Source organism: Stenotrophomonas sp. INTA L402-1 (assembly GCF_059295135.1).
Map to the genome: position 1 here is coordinate 1 of NZ_JCAFWP010000002.1, position 13,971 is coordinate 13,971.

At 66.3% G+C, this 13,971-nt stretch carries 12 protein-coding genes and 3 tRNA genes; 9 read left to right on the forward strand and 6 right to left on the reverse strand.

Annotation, left to right across the window (positions count from 1 at the left end):
• Positions 1-437: 437 nt before the first annotated feature.
• Positions 438-1,334, reverse strand: coding sequence for a M48 family metallopeptidase (locus AC5O77_RS02565; protein ID WP_032130290.1), 897 nt, complete (start codon positions 1,332-1,334; stop codon positions 438-440).
• Between the two features lie 89 nt (positions 1,335-1,423).
• Positions 1,424-3,310 carry a formylglycine-generating enzyme family protein gene (locus AC5O77_RS02570; protein ID WP_317218563.1) on the reverse strand — a complete coding sequence of 629 codons (1,887 nt, stop codon included), beginning with the start codon at positions 3,308-3,310 and terminating at the stop codon, positions 1,424-1,426.
• 84 nt (positions 3,311-3,394) lie between these two features.
• On the opposite strand from AC5O77_RS02570, the gene rnd reads away from it, so the two are divergent.
• Positions 3,395-4,474, forward strand: a complete 1,080-nt coding sequence (gene rnd, locus AC5O77_RS02575; protein ID WP_032130292.1) for a ribonuclease D — start codon at positions 3,395-3,397, stop codon at positions 4,472-4,474.
• Positions 4,475-4,564: 90 nt separating this feature from the next.
• Positions 4,565-5,638, forward strand: a complete 1,074-nt coding sequence (locus AC5O77_RS02580; RefSeq protein ID WP_032130293.1) for a hypothetical protein — start codon at positions 4,565-4,567, stop codon at positions 5,636-5,638.
• A 75-nt stretch (positions 5,639-5,713) separates the two neighbouring features.
• Here the strand turns inward: AC5O77_RS02580 and AC5O77_RS02585 are convergent, their stop codons facing one another.
• Positions 5,714-8,044, reverse strand: coding sequence for a TonB-dependent receptor (locus AC5O77_RS02585; RefSeq protein WP_494506423.1), 2,331 nt, complete (start codon positions 8,042-8,044; stop codon positions 5,714-5,716).
• Positions 8,045-8,281: 237 nt separating this feature from the next.
• Here AC5O77_RS02585 and AC5O77_RS02590 point away from each other — a divergent pair.
• Positions 8,282-8,357, forward strand: a tRNA-Ala gene (locus AC5O77_RS02590).
• 62 nt (positions 8,358-8,419) lie between these two features.
• Here AC5O77_RS02590 and AC5O77_RS02595 read toward each other — a convergent pair.
• A complete protein-coding gene (locus tag AC5O77_RS02595) occupies positions 8,420-8,590 on the reverse strand; it encodes a hypothetical protein (protein ID WP_165929940.1) in 171 nt (56 codons plus the stop codon).
• 161 nt (positions 8,591-8,751) lie between these two features.
• On the opposite strand from AC5O77_RS02595, the gene AC5O77_RS02600 reads away from it, so the two are divergent.
• The gene (locus AC5O77_RS02600; protein WP_478057016.1) at positions 8,752-9,237 is read left to right on the forward strand and encodes a hypothetical protein; all 486 of its coding nucleotides are present in this window, start codon (positions 8,752-8,754) and stop codon (positions 9,235-9,237) included.
• Between the two features lie 6 nt (positions 9,238-9,243).
• On the opposite strand, the gene AC5O77_RS02605 is transcribed toward AC5O77_RS02600, so the two are convergent.
• The gene (locus tag AC5O77_RS02605) at positions 9,244-10,005 is read right to left on the reverse strand and encodes an SDR family oxidoreductase (RefSeq protein WP_285302358.1); all 762 of its coding nucleotides are present in this window, start codon (positions 10,003-10,005) and stop codon (positions 9,244-9,246) included.
• A gap of 132 nt (positions 10,006-10,137) precedes the next feature.
• Here AC5O77_RS02605 and AC5O77_RS02610 point away from each other — a divergent pair, with 132 nt between their 5' ends.
• On the forward strand, positions 10,138-10,980 hold the full coding sequence (locus AC5O77_RS02610) for a bifunctional transcriptional activator/DNA repair enzyme AdaA (protein WP_285302357.1): 843 nt from the start codon (positions 10,138-10,140) through the stop codon (positions 10,978-10,980).
• 79 nt (positions 10,981-11,059) lie between these two features.
• Here AC5O77_RS02610 and curA read toward each other — a convergent pair whose 3' ends face one another.
• Positions 11,060-12,085 carry an NADPH-dependent curcumin/dihydrocurcumin reductase gene (curA, locus tag AC5O77_RS02615; RefSeq protein WP_032130302.1) on the reverse strand — a complete coding sequence of 342 codons (1,026 nt, stop codon included), beginning with the start codon at positions 12,083-12,085 and terminating at the stop codon, positions 11,060-11,062.
• Positions 12,086-12,419: 334 nt separating this feature from the next.
• Here curA and AC5O77_RS02620 point away from each other — a divergent pair.
• The 4 genes from AC5O77_RS02620 to AC5O77_RS02635 all read left to right on the forward strand — a co-directional run bounded on the left by AC5O77_RS02620 (position 12,420) and on the right by AC5O77_RS02635 (position 13,968).
• Positions 12,420-12,495: transfer RNA gene (locus tag AC5O77_RS02620), tRNA-Phe, on the forward strand.
• 73 nt (positions 12,496-12,568) lie between these two features.
• Positions 12,569-12,644: transfer RNA gene (locus AC5O77_RS02625), tRNA-Phe, on the forward strand.
• 100 nt (positions 12,645-12,744) lie between these two features.
• Positions 12,745-13,320 carry a hypothetical protein gene (locus tag AC5O77_RS02630; protein ID WP_494506424.1) on the forward strand — a complete coding sequence of 192 codons (576 nt, stop codon included), beginning with the start codon at positions 12,745-12,747 and terminating at the stop codon, positions 13,318-13,320.
• Positions 13,321-13,416: 96 nt separating this feature from the next.
• Positions 13,417-13,968: a lipocalin family protein gene (locus AC5O77_RS02635; RefSeq protein WP_032130303.1), complete on the forward strand. Its 552-nt coding sequence runs from the start codon at positions 13,417-13,419 to the stop codon at positions 13,966-13,968.
• Positions 13,969-13,971: the final 3 nt, after the last annotated feature.

Sequence of the window (13,971 nt, forward strand, 5' to 3'; positions counted from 1 at the left end):
AGATGTGTATAAGAGACAGGTGCGGGGACGCTGCAAGTACGTCCCTGTAAGCTTGGCAGCCGCATCCATGCGGCTGACACCCCGCACTCCGACACCGCCCCACCTCTGACAGATTCCGGAGGCTGTTGGTAGTTGTCGACCTTGGTCGACACGGTATATCCACCCCATGCGTGGATGGATCTCCATCGGAGTCGAATATTTCGAATTGAGATCGAAGAGCATCCACGCATGGCGTGGATCTACTGCAGGTCGCGAGAATCTGTCGAAGGCGGGGTGGGTCCGGTTGCGGGAGTGTCCGCGGCATGGATGCGGCGACCGAGCTTACATGGACGTACTTGCAGCGGCCCCCGCAACCGGACCCACCCCGCCATCCCACGGAATGCACGCTGTTGCTGTTGCTTCGGCAGGTGCAGGGCGCAGCCCTGCCGAACAACCCTCTACTTTGCCTGCTCGCAGAACTTCTGCCGGTATTCGAGTGCCTTCGGCATCAGCGCCTGCAGGTTCTGGATGCGGGTACCCGGGTTGGGATGGGTCGAGGAGAATTCCGGCGGCGCCTGGCCACCGCTGGCCTGGCCCATGCGCTGCCACAGCGGCACCGCCTCGCGTGGATCGAAGCACGCCGCTGCGGCCAGCATCAGCCCCACTTCATCGGCCTGCGTCTCGTGGCTGCGCGCATACGGCAGCAGATACCCATAACCCATCGCCGACATCATCATCTGTTGCTGCTGCGCATCCATGCCGCTGGCGGCACCGGCCACCTGCCCGATCTGGGTCAGCTTCTGCTGGGCCATCCGCTGTGCACCGTGGCGCAGCAGCGCATGGGCAATCTCATGGCCCATCACCACCGCCATCGCATCGCGGGTGCGCGCCACCGGCACCAGCCCGGTGTAGACCGCCATCTTGCCGCCCGGGAGGCAGAACGCATTGGCCTGCTCGGACGGGATCACATTCACTTCCCACTGGAAATCCCGCGCGAAATGCGCCGGCTGCACGCCGTGCTCCTGGGCCAGCGCGGTCTCCACCACATCGACCTTGGCAATCAGCCGCTGGGCGATGTCACGCACATCGCGCGCGATCGGCGCATTGGGATCCATCGGCCGTTCCTGCGACAGGATCTGCTGGTAGGCCTGCAGCCCCAAAGCGGTCTCCTGCCGCGCATCCAGGCTGCTGTCGATCATCACCTTCTCGCCGGTATACGGATCCACCGTGCGGTTGGAAAACCAGTAGAAGACCGCATAGCCGGCGGCCAGCAACAGCACCCACCAGCGGATGTTGCCGAACAGGCCACGCCGTTGCGGGCCTTGCGGCGAGCGGGAGAAGGGATCATTGCGCATCGGGTCGGCTTCCAGCGGGCCCCGCCGGCCGGCGGGCACGGCGCAATCTTAGTGCGCCGATGCCAGCAGCGGGTGAAGCCGGCCGCCGATCAGATGCCGCGCACCAGGCGGAAGCCGATGCGCGCGTTGGTGGTATCCGAGTCCTGGGATTGCCGCCAGGCGGCACGGGTCTGCTCCGGCGCATTGGCCCAGTTGCCACCCCGGATCACCCGTGCGCGGCAGCCCGGGTTGAACCAGGCGGCGCCATCGGAGGGCGCGCGCCGGTAGCTGGCATGCCAGCAATCGGCCACCCATTCGCTGAGATTGCCGCCCATGTCGTGCAGGCCGAAGGCATTGGCCTGGAAACTCCCTACCGGTGCTGGCCCCCACCAGCCATCGCCATAGCCGATGAAGGCGTTGTGCCAATGCCGCCCGGACGGCGACACGTCCTTGCTGCCGGTGAAATTGCCGCTGCCCGGCGGCGGCGTGCCGGCATCGCCCCAGGGGTAGCGACCACTGCTGCCACCGCGCAGCGCGTACTCGAACTCTGCTTCACTGGGCAACCGGTAGCTGCGCCCGGTCTGCTCGGACAACCACGCCGCATAGTTTTCGGCATCGCGGATGCTGACGTGCATCACCGGCGAATTGGCCATCGCGCGGCCACCGTCGTAATCCGAGCGCCAGTCCACGCCGCTGCGGCGGATGAAGTTGCCGCTGCGTTCGTCATAGACCACCGAATGGCCGCGCCGCGTCGCCCGTGGGCGCGCATTGGTCGCCTTCACGTAGCGCTGGAAATCGCTGACCGTGACCTCGGTGATCGCCATCGCAAAGCCTCGATCAAAGCGCACATAGTGCGATGGTCGCTCGGCATCGCTCGAGCCCGGCTCGGCATCGCCGGCGCCCATCTGGAAACCGCCATGCGGCACCACCACCATCTGCGGCCCGCGTCCGCCATCGCGCATGGCGTCGCTGAACACCTGTCCAGGGCGGAAGCTGCCGTAGTGGGTGGCCAGGTCGATACGCTCACGCAGCTGGGCCACCACCGCGTCTCCCGGCAGGGCGATGCGCAGGGCCTCGGCCAGTTTCTCGCGCGCCGGCTTCAGGCCCTGCGGCGTGGACAGGTCGCGCAGGCCGTCATCGCGCAGCTGCAGCAATGCCGCCGCACGGATCTGCTCGATGCGCTCGAACGCGTCGGCGATGGTGGGCGACGAGTCGCGCACCTTGCTCGCTTCGGCCAGCCAAGTGCCGGCGCTGGCGAAATCACGCGTGCGTGCCGCGTCTTCGGCGCGGCGGATCAGTCCACTTTCGGCCGCGGCCAGTCCCTGCCGTGCGCGGCTGTTGTCCTCATCCAGTGCCAGTGCCTCACGGAAGTTGCCGATGGCCCCATCCCCATCTTCACCGATCCGGTCCGAGCGCAGGTCCTCTTCGCCGGCGCGGTTATAGGCCACGACCCGCTGGGCAAGCTCCACCCGTCCCTGCAGCGCACGCACCTTCTCGTCCTTCGGCGCCAGGGTCAGCAGCACCAGCGCCTGGCGGCTGGCCTCGGCCAGCGCCTCGCGCTGCTTCAGCGGCCGCACCAGCAACGCATCCGCCTGCTGCTGCAGGCGCTCGCGGGCGCGCTGCAGGCCTTGGCGGGCCTGGCGGTCATCCGGATCCTCTTCCTGTACCGCCAGCCACAGCGGGATGGCGGCATCGGCATCCTCATAGAGCCGTCCTTCGGCGAACGCCTGCTCGGCGGCGCGTCGCAACTGGGCCAGGCTGCGGCCCTGGCGGTCCACCCGCGGCGGCGTCCACTGCTGTACATCCTCGGCGGCATCCTCACCGGCGATGGTCACGCTGCCCTGCCCGGCCTGCGGGCGCTCGTCGCTGTCTGCGTCCGCGGACGGGCGCGCCTGTTCCCCGGCACTCCGGTCCGTTGCCGTGGGGGGCGACGGCGTGCAGCCGGCCAGGGCCAAGGCCAGGACGGTGCACAGCACGGGCGACAACGAAAAACGCAAGCAGAGCCTCCTTCGGCACGGACGCGCACCGACGTTAGGCTATTCTCCCCTGCCTGAGCAAACCCGAGTAGTAGGCCCTGACCCGTGGCAACCTGGATCACCACCCCCGCCGAGCTGGATGCGTACTTCCAGCAGCGCCCGACCCGCATCGGCCTGGATACCGAATTCATCCGTGAGCGCACCTTCTGGCCGCAGCTGGCCTTGGTGCAGATGGCGGTCGGGCAGGACATCCTGCTGATCGACCCGCTGATTCCCGGCATGACCGAGGCGCTGGCGCCGTGGCTGGCCGATGAATCCATCACCAAGGTGATGCACAGCGCCAGCGAAGACCTGGTCGCCTTCAAGTGGGCGTGCGGCGTGCTGCCGCGACCACTGTTCGACACCCAGATCGGTGCTGCGCTGGCCGGCATCGGCGGCGGCATGGGCTACCAGAAGCTGGTGGCGGAAATCACCGGCGTCGCCCTGGCCAAGGGCGAAACCCGTTCGGACTGGATGCGCCGCCCGCTTTCGGAGTCGCAGCTGCAGTATGCCGCCGACGATGTCGAGCACCTGTTCGCACTGCATGACGCCATTGATGCCAAGCTGCAGGCGCTCGGCCGCCAGCAGTGGCTGCACGACGATGGCGAGCGCCTGCTGGCCAGCGTCGCCAATGACGAAGACCGCTGGCCGCATCTGGCGATGCGCTCGGCGCAGTTCCTCGACGCGGCCGCACAGCACCGCCTGCTGCGCCTGCTGCGCTGGCGTGATGTACAGGCACGCAACAGCGACCGCCCGCGAAGCTGGATCCTGGACAACGAACTGGCCGCCACCCTGGCGCGCACGCCACCGGCCGACGAGGCTGCGCTGGGCAAGCTGTTCGAGCAGTTCCCGAAGGCACCGCGCAAGCTGGCCGGCGCGGTCTGGCAGGCGCTGTCCACACCGCTGGCCGATGAGGCCGGGGCACCGCTGGCACTACCCGCCAACGACAGCAACAAGCAGGCGGTGAAGAAGCTTCAAGACGCGGTGGCCGAGCGCAGCCGCGAGCTGGGCCTGCCGGATGGCGTGCTGGCCTCCCGCAAGCATCTGGAAAGCTATCTGGAACGCCGCCAATGGCCGGCAGCACTGGCCGGCTGGCGCCAGCAGGAACTGGAATCGCGGTTGCAGGCGCTGCTGCCGGCACGTTGATGGCACAAGGCGCCGGACCACGTCGGCGCCGTGCACCTCAGGCCTGCTGGGGCCGTGCTAGGGTTTGCCGGTACTGACAAGGAGACGTCGATGCAGACCCTCAAGATCGCGACCGCCTGCGCACTGCTGCTAACCCCGTTGGTCCTGGCATGCGCTGGGCAGGCCGCACCGCTTTCCTATGCACAGGAAAAGGAGAACACAGCCAAGCTGGTGGACATCATTGACGGTGCCACCCGCGATGGTCTGGTTGCCGTGCTGGTGCCGGCCCCGTATGTCGTGCACAACGGCGGGCCAGGCGTCGGCTCTCCGGTCCCCGGCTTTCATCTGGGCAACCGCTCGACCGACCTGCCCGGGTTCTCGACGCGGGTGTCCTTCCAGCACAAGGACATTCCCTCCCAGGGCTATGTGCAGCTGTTCAACACCAACGAACTGGAAACCGGCCCGCAGCGGACGGTGTTGATGGACGTGTTCGAGGTGCATCTGATTCCGCCGGGCACCTATCTGCTGAACGGTGCGGAGAACTACCGCCTGAACACCCGCGTGGCCAAGCTGAAGCCGCTGGGGACGATGGACGAAGTATCGAAGGACATCGGCGCCACCCGCCTTGCCGACGTCGATTACCGTTTCTATTCCTGGAAGAAGGTCTGGGTACCACCGGGCGTCCTGACCGATCAGCACTCCCAGCAGGTCTGCATCTCGGTGCACGTGGCTTCCGGCAACTGCGTGGCATGGGGCACCCAGAACTACGAAACCTCGCGCCCGACCGAAGGCTACTGGGATGACAGGATCGTCCCTGAAGACATCCCTGCCGTACGCATCCAGGCGGTCATCGCCAAGGCCCACGCGCCACTGGCCTTCACTGCCCACGAAGGGCAGATCCTGCTCAGCCCCTTCATTGTTGCCGCCGACGGCGATATCGATTTCAACGCGAACGACTGCGCACCGGTCGACAAGCTGACGGGCTGCGCCCTGCGCCGCTTCAGGGTGCACTACCAACCCGCGCCGTTGGACGCTGCACGCAAGCACATCGCAATCACCTCGCGCGGCCTCAACGGCAAGCAGCGCAAGGTACTGGAGCGGATGGAGGCGATGCAGCTGCAGGTGCTGGGCCCCAGTGCGCCGTCCGATGCAGCGCTGGGCAAGGGCGTCAGCGCCACGCCTTGAGCACGGATGATGCCTGGCCAGCAACGAAAAACGGCGCTCGATGAGCGCCGTTTCCGTTACACGACGGGGTAAGGCTTACCAGTTCATGTTCAGCGAGACACCCACGGTGCGCGGCTCGTTGTAGACCGCGGCCATGTAGTTCTCGATCACACCCTTGAGGTTCTTCTCGTTGGTGATGTTGCGCGCGAACAGCGCCACTTCGTAGGCACCGTAGTTGCCAGAGTAGCCGATCTTCAGGCCACCCTCGAAGTCACCCTTGGAGTTGAACTCCTTGCTGTCGTACAGCACGAAGCTGGTGTAACCCTGCTTGTTCCAGTCGGTGGACACGAACATGGTGCCAGCGTCGCTGACCGGGAAGTCGTAGCGGGCCGCCAGGTTGACGTTGTACTTCGGCGCGTTCGGCAGCGGGTTGCCGTCGATCTGCGCGAAGGTGTTGGCACCGACCTTGATGGTCGGGTCGCCGACGGTGCACACCACCTGGCCGTTGAGGCCGCAGACCTGCGCGTACACGCGCTTGTCCTTGATCTCGCTGTGCAGCAGGCTCAGGCCGGCGCTCAGGGTCAGGTTCGGGATCGGGCGCAGTTCCATGTCCGCTTCGAAACCGTAGGCCTTGGCCTTGTCGGCGTTGAACAGCACGCCATTGCCGTCCGAATCGTTGCCGTTGAGCTGGATGTCGTTGACGGTGTAGGTGAACGCGGTGGCGTTCAGGCGCAGGCGGTTGTCCCACAGGCTGCTCTTCACGCCCGCTTCCCAGGACAGGATGGTCTCGGAATCGGCGGTGGTGAAATCGGCATTGAACACCGCCGAACGGCCCTGGATGGTCGGGCCGCGGAAGCCACGCGCAACCTTGGCGTAGACGCTCACGTCCGGCGTGATCTGATACATCGCGCTCAGATCCCAGCTCGGCGTGGTGTCAGACATCTTGACGTCGGTGCGGCCCTTGTAGGTGACCACGCCGGCAGCGGTGTCCGCGGTCTTCAGCAGGCGGGTGTGCTTCTCGTCCTTGGTCTGGCGCAGGCCGGCGGTGACGGTGAACTTGTCGCTGAAGGCGTAGCTCAGCTGGCCGAAACCGGCCCACGAGGTGTTCTTGTTACGCAGGCGCACCCAGTTGTTCGGGTTGCGGGCCGCGCCCTGCAGGAACCAGGCGCGCTGGTAGAAGTCGGTGGTGTCGCTGCCGTTGAAGTAGAACGCACCGGCCTGCCACTGCAGGGCGCTGTCGTCATGGCTGGCCAGGCGGAATTCCTGGGTCCACTGGTCCAGGTCACGGATGCGGCCCATCGACTGGCCGTAGCCGTTCGGCACGCCGTTGACCGGGAAGTTCACCGCGGCGCCGCCGTCGGTGTCGCCACGGCTGTAGCCGGAGGTGGTTTCGTAGGCGGTGATCGAAGTGAAGTCGATCGCACCGAAGTCGTAACGCGCCTTCACCGAACCGCCGTAGGTCTTGTAGGCCTGCGGGTTGTTGTCGGCTTCGTCGTAGGCGACCTTGTCGCGCGGCACGTCGGTCTTGTTCGAGCCCTTGGTCAGCGCACCGCGCAGGAACAGGGTCGAGGTGCCTTCGTAGTCACGGGCGTGGGCCGAGGCCAGGATCGAGAACTGGTCGCTCGGGGTCAGCAGCAGCTGCGCGCGCACGTTGCGGTCATCGAAGCCGCCCATGGCGTTCTTCTTCGGGCTGACCGTGCCGTCGGCACTCGGGCCCTTGTAGGTGTTGTCTACATAGTCGTCGCGGTGCTGGTACAGGGCCGACACGCGGAACGAGGCGATGTCGTTGATCGGGCCGCCAAAGCCGCCGTCGATCGACACGCTGTTGTAGGACGCGTAGCTGGCGCTGACACGGCCGGTGTAGTCCTGGGTCGGCTTCAGCGTGTCGAACTTGATGATGCCCGCGGTGGTGTTGCGGCCGAACAGCGAGCCCTGCGGGCCGCGCAGCACTTCCACCTGGTCCACGTCATAGACCGGGTTGGACTTCAGCACCACGTGTTCCAGCACCACGTCGTCCTGGATGATCGACACCGGCTGCGAGGCACCGAGGTAGAAGTCGATGTTGCCCAGGCCACGGATGTAGAAGCGCGGGAAGATGCGGCCAGTGGTGGTTTCCGCATACAGGCTCGGCACGCGGCCGGACAGCGCCAGCAGGGTGTCGTCGCCGCCGGCGGTGAAGTCGCGCATGCGCTCGCCCTGCACCACGCCCACCGAGACCGGCACTTCCTGCAGGTTCTGCTCACGGTGTTCGGCGGTCACGGTGATCGTGTCCAGGCCGGTCGGGGTCGGCGCGCTGTCCTGTGCGGCGGCGCCGAAGCTGCCGACCAGGGCCAGGCCGGCACAGGCCAGGGCCAGCGGATGGCGGCGGAAGGAAACAAAGGAAGACGACATACCCGACAGGCGGCGGGAATCGGAATGGGAGGGCATGAAATGCTCTGAGGAGGCGTCCGTGCGGCCTGCGCGAGCCGGGCGGCAAAAAGGAGGATAACTGCGCAAGCCGCCATTATCCCCCAAATTGTTACGATTTCGTTGCGCAGCACCCAAACCCGGTGAAACAAGCGGTTTCGGCACAGTCACCCGCTGATGTGCCTCGCGTCTCGACATGGAATTCCTTTGATCGGCTTGGCAAGCGGCAGGCGCTTGGCTAGACTGAAGCCCTGCCGTGGGGCCATAGCTCAGCTGGGAGAGCGCGTCGTTCGCAATGACGAGGTCAGGAGTTCGATCCTCCTTGGCTCCACCACTATTCAGAAGAACCCGTAGATCTCCGTGATCTGCGGGTTTTTTCTTTTCAGCGCCCGCGGCTCAGGCCGGCTCCTCGCCGCCGTCCTTGCGCTGCGGGCTGCGCGAGTGCGTATCGCGCACCTGTTGATCGCGCTGCCCCGGCCGCTGCTTGGCCACGTCGTCCTGCTTCCTGTCCTGGCGGCTTTCCTGGATGCCCTGCTTCGGGTCCTGATCCTTGCCTCGCTCGTTCATTGAAATCTCCCTCGCCGGCGGAACGCCAACGTTGCCCATCACGCTAGAGGTTGCCGGGTAAGCCACAGGTCAGTCCTGTGCCAACGTCATGTGCAGGCACTGGCTTGCCGCTGCGGCCCCCGTGCAGCCAGAATCCGAGGCACCACGCCCACCGGTATGCCATGCCCTCTTCTGTCCAGCACGCAGCACACGCCGTGCCGATGCGCCTCGATGCGACCGACGGCAGCATCCAGCTCGGCAATCTGCCGGCCTTGATCTGCTCCACGCTCTCACTGGATGAAGCGCGCATCGCCTTTACCGCTTTGGTAAGTGGGGAGCGTGATGTCGGCACCGGCTATCACTGGCTCAGCCTGCACCGGCTCAGCCTGGGCGGTGCGCCCGCTGGCATCAGCCTGTGCTTCCACGGGCAACAGCTCGACATGGTGACGATGGGCGTCGATCTACCCGGTGCAACACTGGAAGACGGCTGGCCAACCCAGGCAGCGATCGATGCCGAAGTCGCGTTCATGCGCCGCACCTTGGCCACGGCATTGGGGCGAAAACTGGCCGGCGGCTGCGCCCGGTTCAACTGGGGCGAAGCCTGGGCCCGTTTCGATCCGAAAGGCTTCATGGCCAGCAGCGGCATTCGCTACTCACCACGCACGTGACCGCGCTCAGGTACGGGTGATCGACACCCCACCCTCCACGCGCATCGCGGTACCCGTAACGAAACTGCTCTCATCGCTGGCCAGGAACAGCGCCGCATTGGCGATTTCCTCCGGCTCGGCGAGGCGCTTGAGTGCGTGCAGCGAGCGCACGAAGTCGCGGGCATCGCCGGTCGGTGCGGCCTGCCGGCCCATCTCCGTATCGGTGCCACCGGGCAGCAGTACGTTGCTGCGCACACCGCGCGCACCGTATTCGGCAGCGATCACCTGGCTCAGGCCGATCACCCCGGCCTTGCTTGACGCATAGGCCGCCATGCCCGGGAATCCCACGGTGTGGCCGACGAAGGTACCGACGAACACCAGCGAGCCGCCGCCGCGCGCCAGCAGTGCCGGCAGCTGCGCGCGTGCCGCATGGAAGGCGGCGTCGAGATTGGTGGCCATCACCTCGCGCCAGGCATCCACCGGAAACTCCGCCGCCGGCACGCCCGGGCCGAGCATGCCGGCATTGTTGAGCGCGATGTCCAGGCCGCCGAATGACTGCTGGGCCAGATCGACCAGCGCCTGCGCCGTGCCCGGGTTGGCCACGTCGGCGGCATGCACCACGGCTTCGCCACCGGCAGCGCGAATCTGCTCGGCCAGCGCCTGCAGCGGCTCCGGCCTCCGTGCGTTGAGCACCAGCTTTGCTCCTTCGGCGGCGAAGCGCAGCGCGCTGGCGCGGCCGATACCGGCGCTGGCACCGGTGATGAGAGCGATCTTGTTGTTCAGGCGCATGGTCGTGGTACCGGTTGTGAAGTGGCCGCCACGATGCCGTGCCTTCGGCCCGCCAACACTCCGTTTCCGGGCCTCACAGGTGAGTGCAGGAAACGGAGTTTCCGCAGCACCGGCACGTGCCAGAATCCGGCCATGGACAGTACCGCCACCACCGCCCTCGATGACCGCATCGAACGGGTCTGCCGGCACCTGCAGGCCAGCCTCGACGAACCCTCGCTGCAGCAACTGGCCGATATCGCTGGCTGCAGCCCGACGCGCCTGCATCGCCTGTTCAAGCAGTCCACCGGGCTGACCCCCAAGCAGTACGCCGCCGCGCTGCGCGCCGACCGCCTGCGCACTGGGCTGGAACAACAGGAACGCATCACCGACGCCTTCCACGATGCTGGCTTCGGTTCCAGTGGACGCTTCTACGAGAACGCACCGAAATTGCTGGGCATGACGCCCAAGCAATGGCGCGCAGGGGGGCGCGGCGAAGTCATCCACTTCGCGCTTGCCGAAAGCTCACTGGGCAGCGTGCTGGTGGCCAGCAGCGGGACCGGCGTGGTCGCGATCCTGCTCGGCGACGATCCGGAGACACTGCTGCAGTCGTTGCAGCAACGCTTCCGCCAAGCCGAACTGGTCGGCGCCGACCAGGGCTACGAGCAACTGGTGGCGCAGGTCGTAGGCCTGGTCGAGGATCCTTCGCGAGGCGCCACGCTGCCGCTGGATATCCGTGGCACCGCGTTCCAGCAACGGGTGTGGCAGGCACTGCAGCAGATTCCGCGCGGGCAGACTGCCTCGTATGCGGATATCGCCGCGCGTATCGGCGCGCCGCGCTCAAGCCGTGCCGTCGCACGCGCATGCGCAAGCAATCCGTTGGCGGTGGCCGTGCCCTGCCACCGCGTGGTGCGCCGCGATGGCGACCTGTCCGGCTATGCCTGGGGCGTAGCGCGCAAGCGCGAACTGCTGCGCCGGGAAAAGGCAGCCAACGGCTGATGCAACCCGGTAGCTGCCGACCTTGGTCGGCACACCGCGCGGTAGCGCCGGGCCATGCCCGGCGAATCCCGGCGAACGCTCAATCCAGCTTCACCACCAGCTTTCCGAAGTTGCGCCCCTGCAACAGCCCGAAGAACGCCTCCGGTGCATTCTCCAGCCCTTCCACCACATCCTCGCGGTACTGGATGCGGCCGTCGCGCAGCCACTGCGGCATCTCGCGTTCGAACTCCGGCCACAGGTGGTTGAAGTCGTGCACGATGAAACCGCGCACGGTCAGGCGCTGGCGCAGGATCTGGCTGAACAGTGCGGGCAACCGGTCCGGGCCGGGCTGCTCGACGCCCCGCTCGTTGTAGGTCGCGATGGTGCCGCACACCGGAATGCGGGCGAAGTCGTTGAGCAGCGGCAGCACTGCATCCAGCACATGCCCGCCCACGTTCTCGAAATACACGTCGATACCCCTGGGCACCGCCGCGCGCAGCTGCGCGGCGAAATCAGCGGCGCGATGATCCAGCGCCACGTCCACGCCCAGCGTCTGAAGATAGGCACGCTTGGCTTCGCCGCCGGCGATGGCGACCACGCGCGCGCCCTGCAGCTTGGCCAGCTGGGCCACGGTCGCGCCCACCGGCCCGGTCGCGGCAGCCACCACCAGCGTCTCGCCCGGCTTCAAACGGGCGATTTCATGCAGGCTGGAATAGGCGGTGAAGCCGGGCATGCCATACACGCCCAGCGCGGTACTCAGCGGCAGTCCGGCCGGGTCCAGGCGGCGCCCCAGTGCCCTGGCCGGCAGCACCGCGTGGGTCTGCCAGCCACCCGGCGCCAGCACCAGCTCACCTGCGGCTACGCCCTCGGCGTTGGACTGCAGCACCTCGGCCACGGTCTGCCCTTCCATCACCGCGCCCACCGCCACCGGCGCGGCATACGAGGGGCCCTCGTCCATGCGCCCACGCATGTACGGGTCCAGCGACAGGTAGCGGTTGCGCAGCAGCACCTCGCCATCGGCCAATGACGGCAACGCAACCTGTTCCAGGCGGAAGTTGGCTGCACTTGGCGCCCCCTGCGGACGCGACGCAAGCACGATGCGGGAGGTGGTCGAGGGATCGGACATGGCCAGGTCTCTGCTGTTGCCAGCATCAGGAAAGGAGTGCCGACACTACGCCGCAGCCATCCCCGATGGCGGCCACGAAAACAGCGTTCCATCACCCGGACAGGCGCGGGTCCGGCGCAGCCCTTGCCCTTTCAGCTTTGGCGATCGCGGCGATCTGCTGATTTCCACCGCAGACGATGATCGACTGGCCACGCCCCGCCCCAGAACGGAGGATCAAGCACTTGCGAGCGCGCAGACGGCAATGTGAAGAAATCTTGGCAAAACGCTTGCCGAAGGCAGCCGACCTCCGTAATATACGCGTCCTTGGCAGCGACCTCGCTGCAACGAAACATGTGGCCGAGTAGCTCAGTTGGTAGAGCAGGGGATTGAAAATCCCCGTGTCGGCGGTTCGATTCCGTCTTCGGCCACCACTTTCGAAGGCCTGCAGAAATGCGGGTCTTTTTTTTCCGGAAACCGGGTTTGATCACGGTTGCCACACAATTTGGCCGAGTAGCTCAGTTGGTAGAGCAGGGGATTGAAAATCCCCGTGTCGGCGGTTCGATTCCGTCTTCGGCCACCATCTTCAGAGACCTGCAGAAATGCAGGTCTTTTTTTTTGCGCGACCGTGCCTGCCGTCTCTGTAGTACCGTTCTTGGTTCACTGCATGGAGCACTGATGACATGGATGACACCCCTTCCCTGTCCCAACTACAGCAATCGCTGCGACGCCTGCAATGGCTGGTTGCCGGGCTGTCCGTATTGTTGCTTGGCTTGGCCGCAGTCACGGCTTGGCTGCTTTCGCAGCGCAATGCCCCATTACACGTCGATCATTTGAGCACGCGGCAGCTGCAGGTACTCGACGAGCACGGCGTGGTAAGGGTGGAGATTGGCCAGGACAGCGTAGAAGAAGGGCGACGAAGCCGCGCTGCCGGCATCCTGATTTTCGACGCTTCCGGCGCCGAGCGAGGCGGCCTGAGCACGTTCGAGGACAACAGCGTCGCTCTTGCTCTGGACGCCCCGAAGCGACAGGGCGAGGACCGGTGGCGGGACCGGGCCGGACTCCGTGTGGACGCCGACGGCTCCGCGCAACTGCTGCTGACCGACAATCTGACCCGCGGCACAGTACGCCTGCATTCCAAGGGAACTGGCGGCGGAGGGCTGGACACCTTCAAATGGGATATGGGCAGCGGCACGTTGCATACGCGGACACTTACCTTTGACGGCGACGAGCGCAGTCAACGCCCGTTCGAGCAGTAGCCGCAACTGACGACGGCAATGGTGCCGGCGCATGGAACCTTTACACGCGCCCGTGGCCGCTCGCCTAAGCTCAGGACTCCTGCCTGGAGCCTGCCGATGCCTCTGCGCCCCACCCTGCTTGCCTGCCTGCTGCTGGCCGCCTCCCCGGTGATCGCCGCCGAACCGGTGCGCGCAGTCGACACGCTGGACATCGACCGCTACGCAGGCCAGTGGCACGAGATCGCGCATCTTCCGGTGTCGTTCCAGAAGCAGTGCGTCGGCGAGATCACCGCCAACTACGGGCTGCGCCGCGATGGCCGCATCAGTGTCACCAATGCCTGCCGCAACGGCGACGGAGAACGCGTGGTTGCTGAAGGCGTGGCACGCCCGGTTGCCGGCCATCCCGGCCAGTTGCAGGTGCGCTTCGTGCCGGACTGGCTGAGCTGGGTGCCACTGGTCTGGGCGGACTACTGGGTCCTGGCACTGGACCCGGACTATCAGTGGGCGTTGGTCGGTGAGCCGGACCGTAAGTACCTGTGGATCCTCTCGCGCCTGCCGGAAATGGATCGCGCCCGGTTCGAACAGTTGAAAGAGAAAGCCGAGACGATGGGCTACGACCTCGGCCCACTGCGCCTGATGGCTCCGATTCGCGACACGCCCGCCGACTGAACC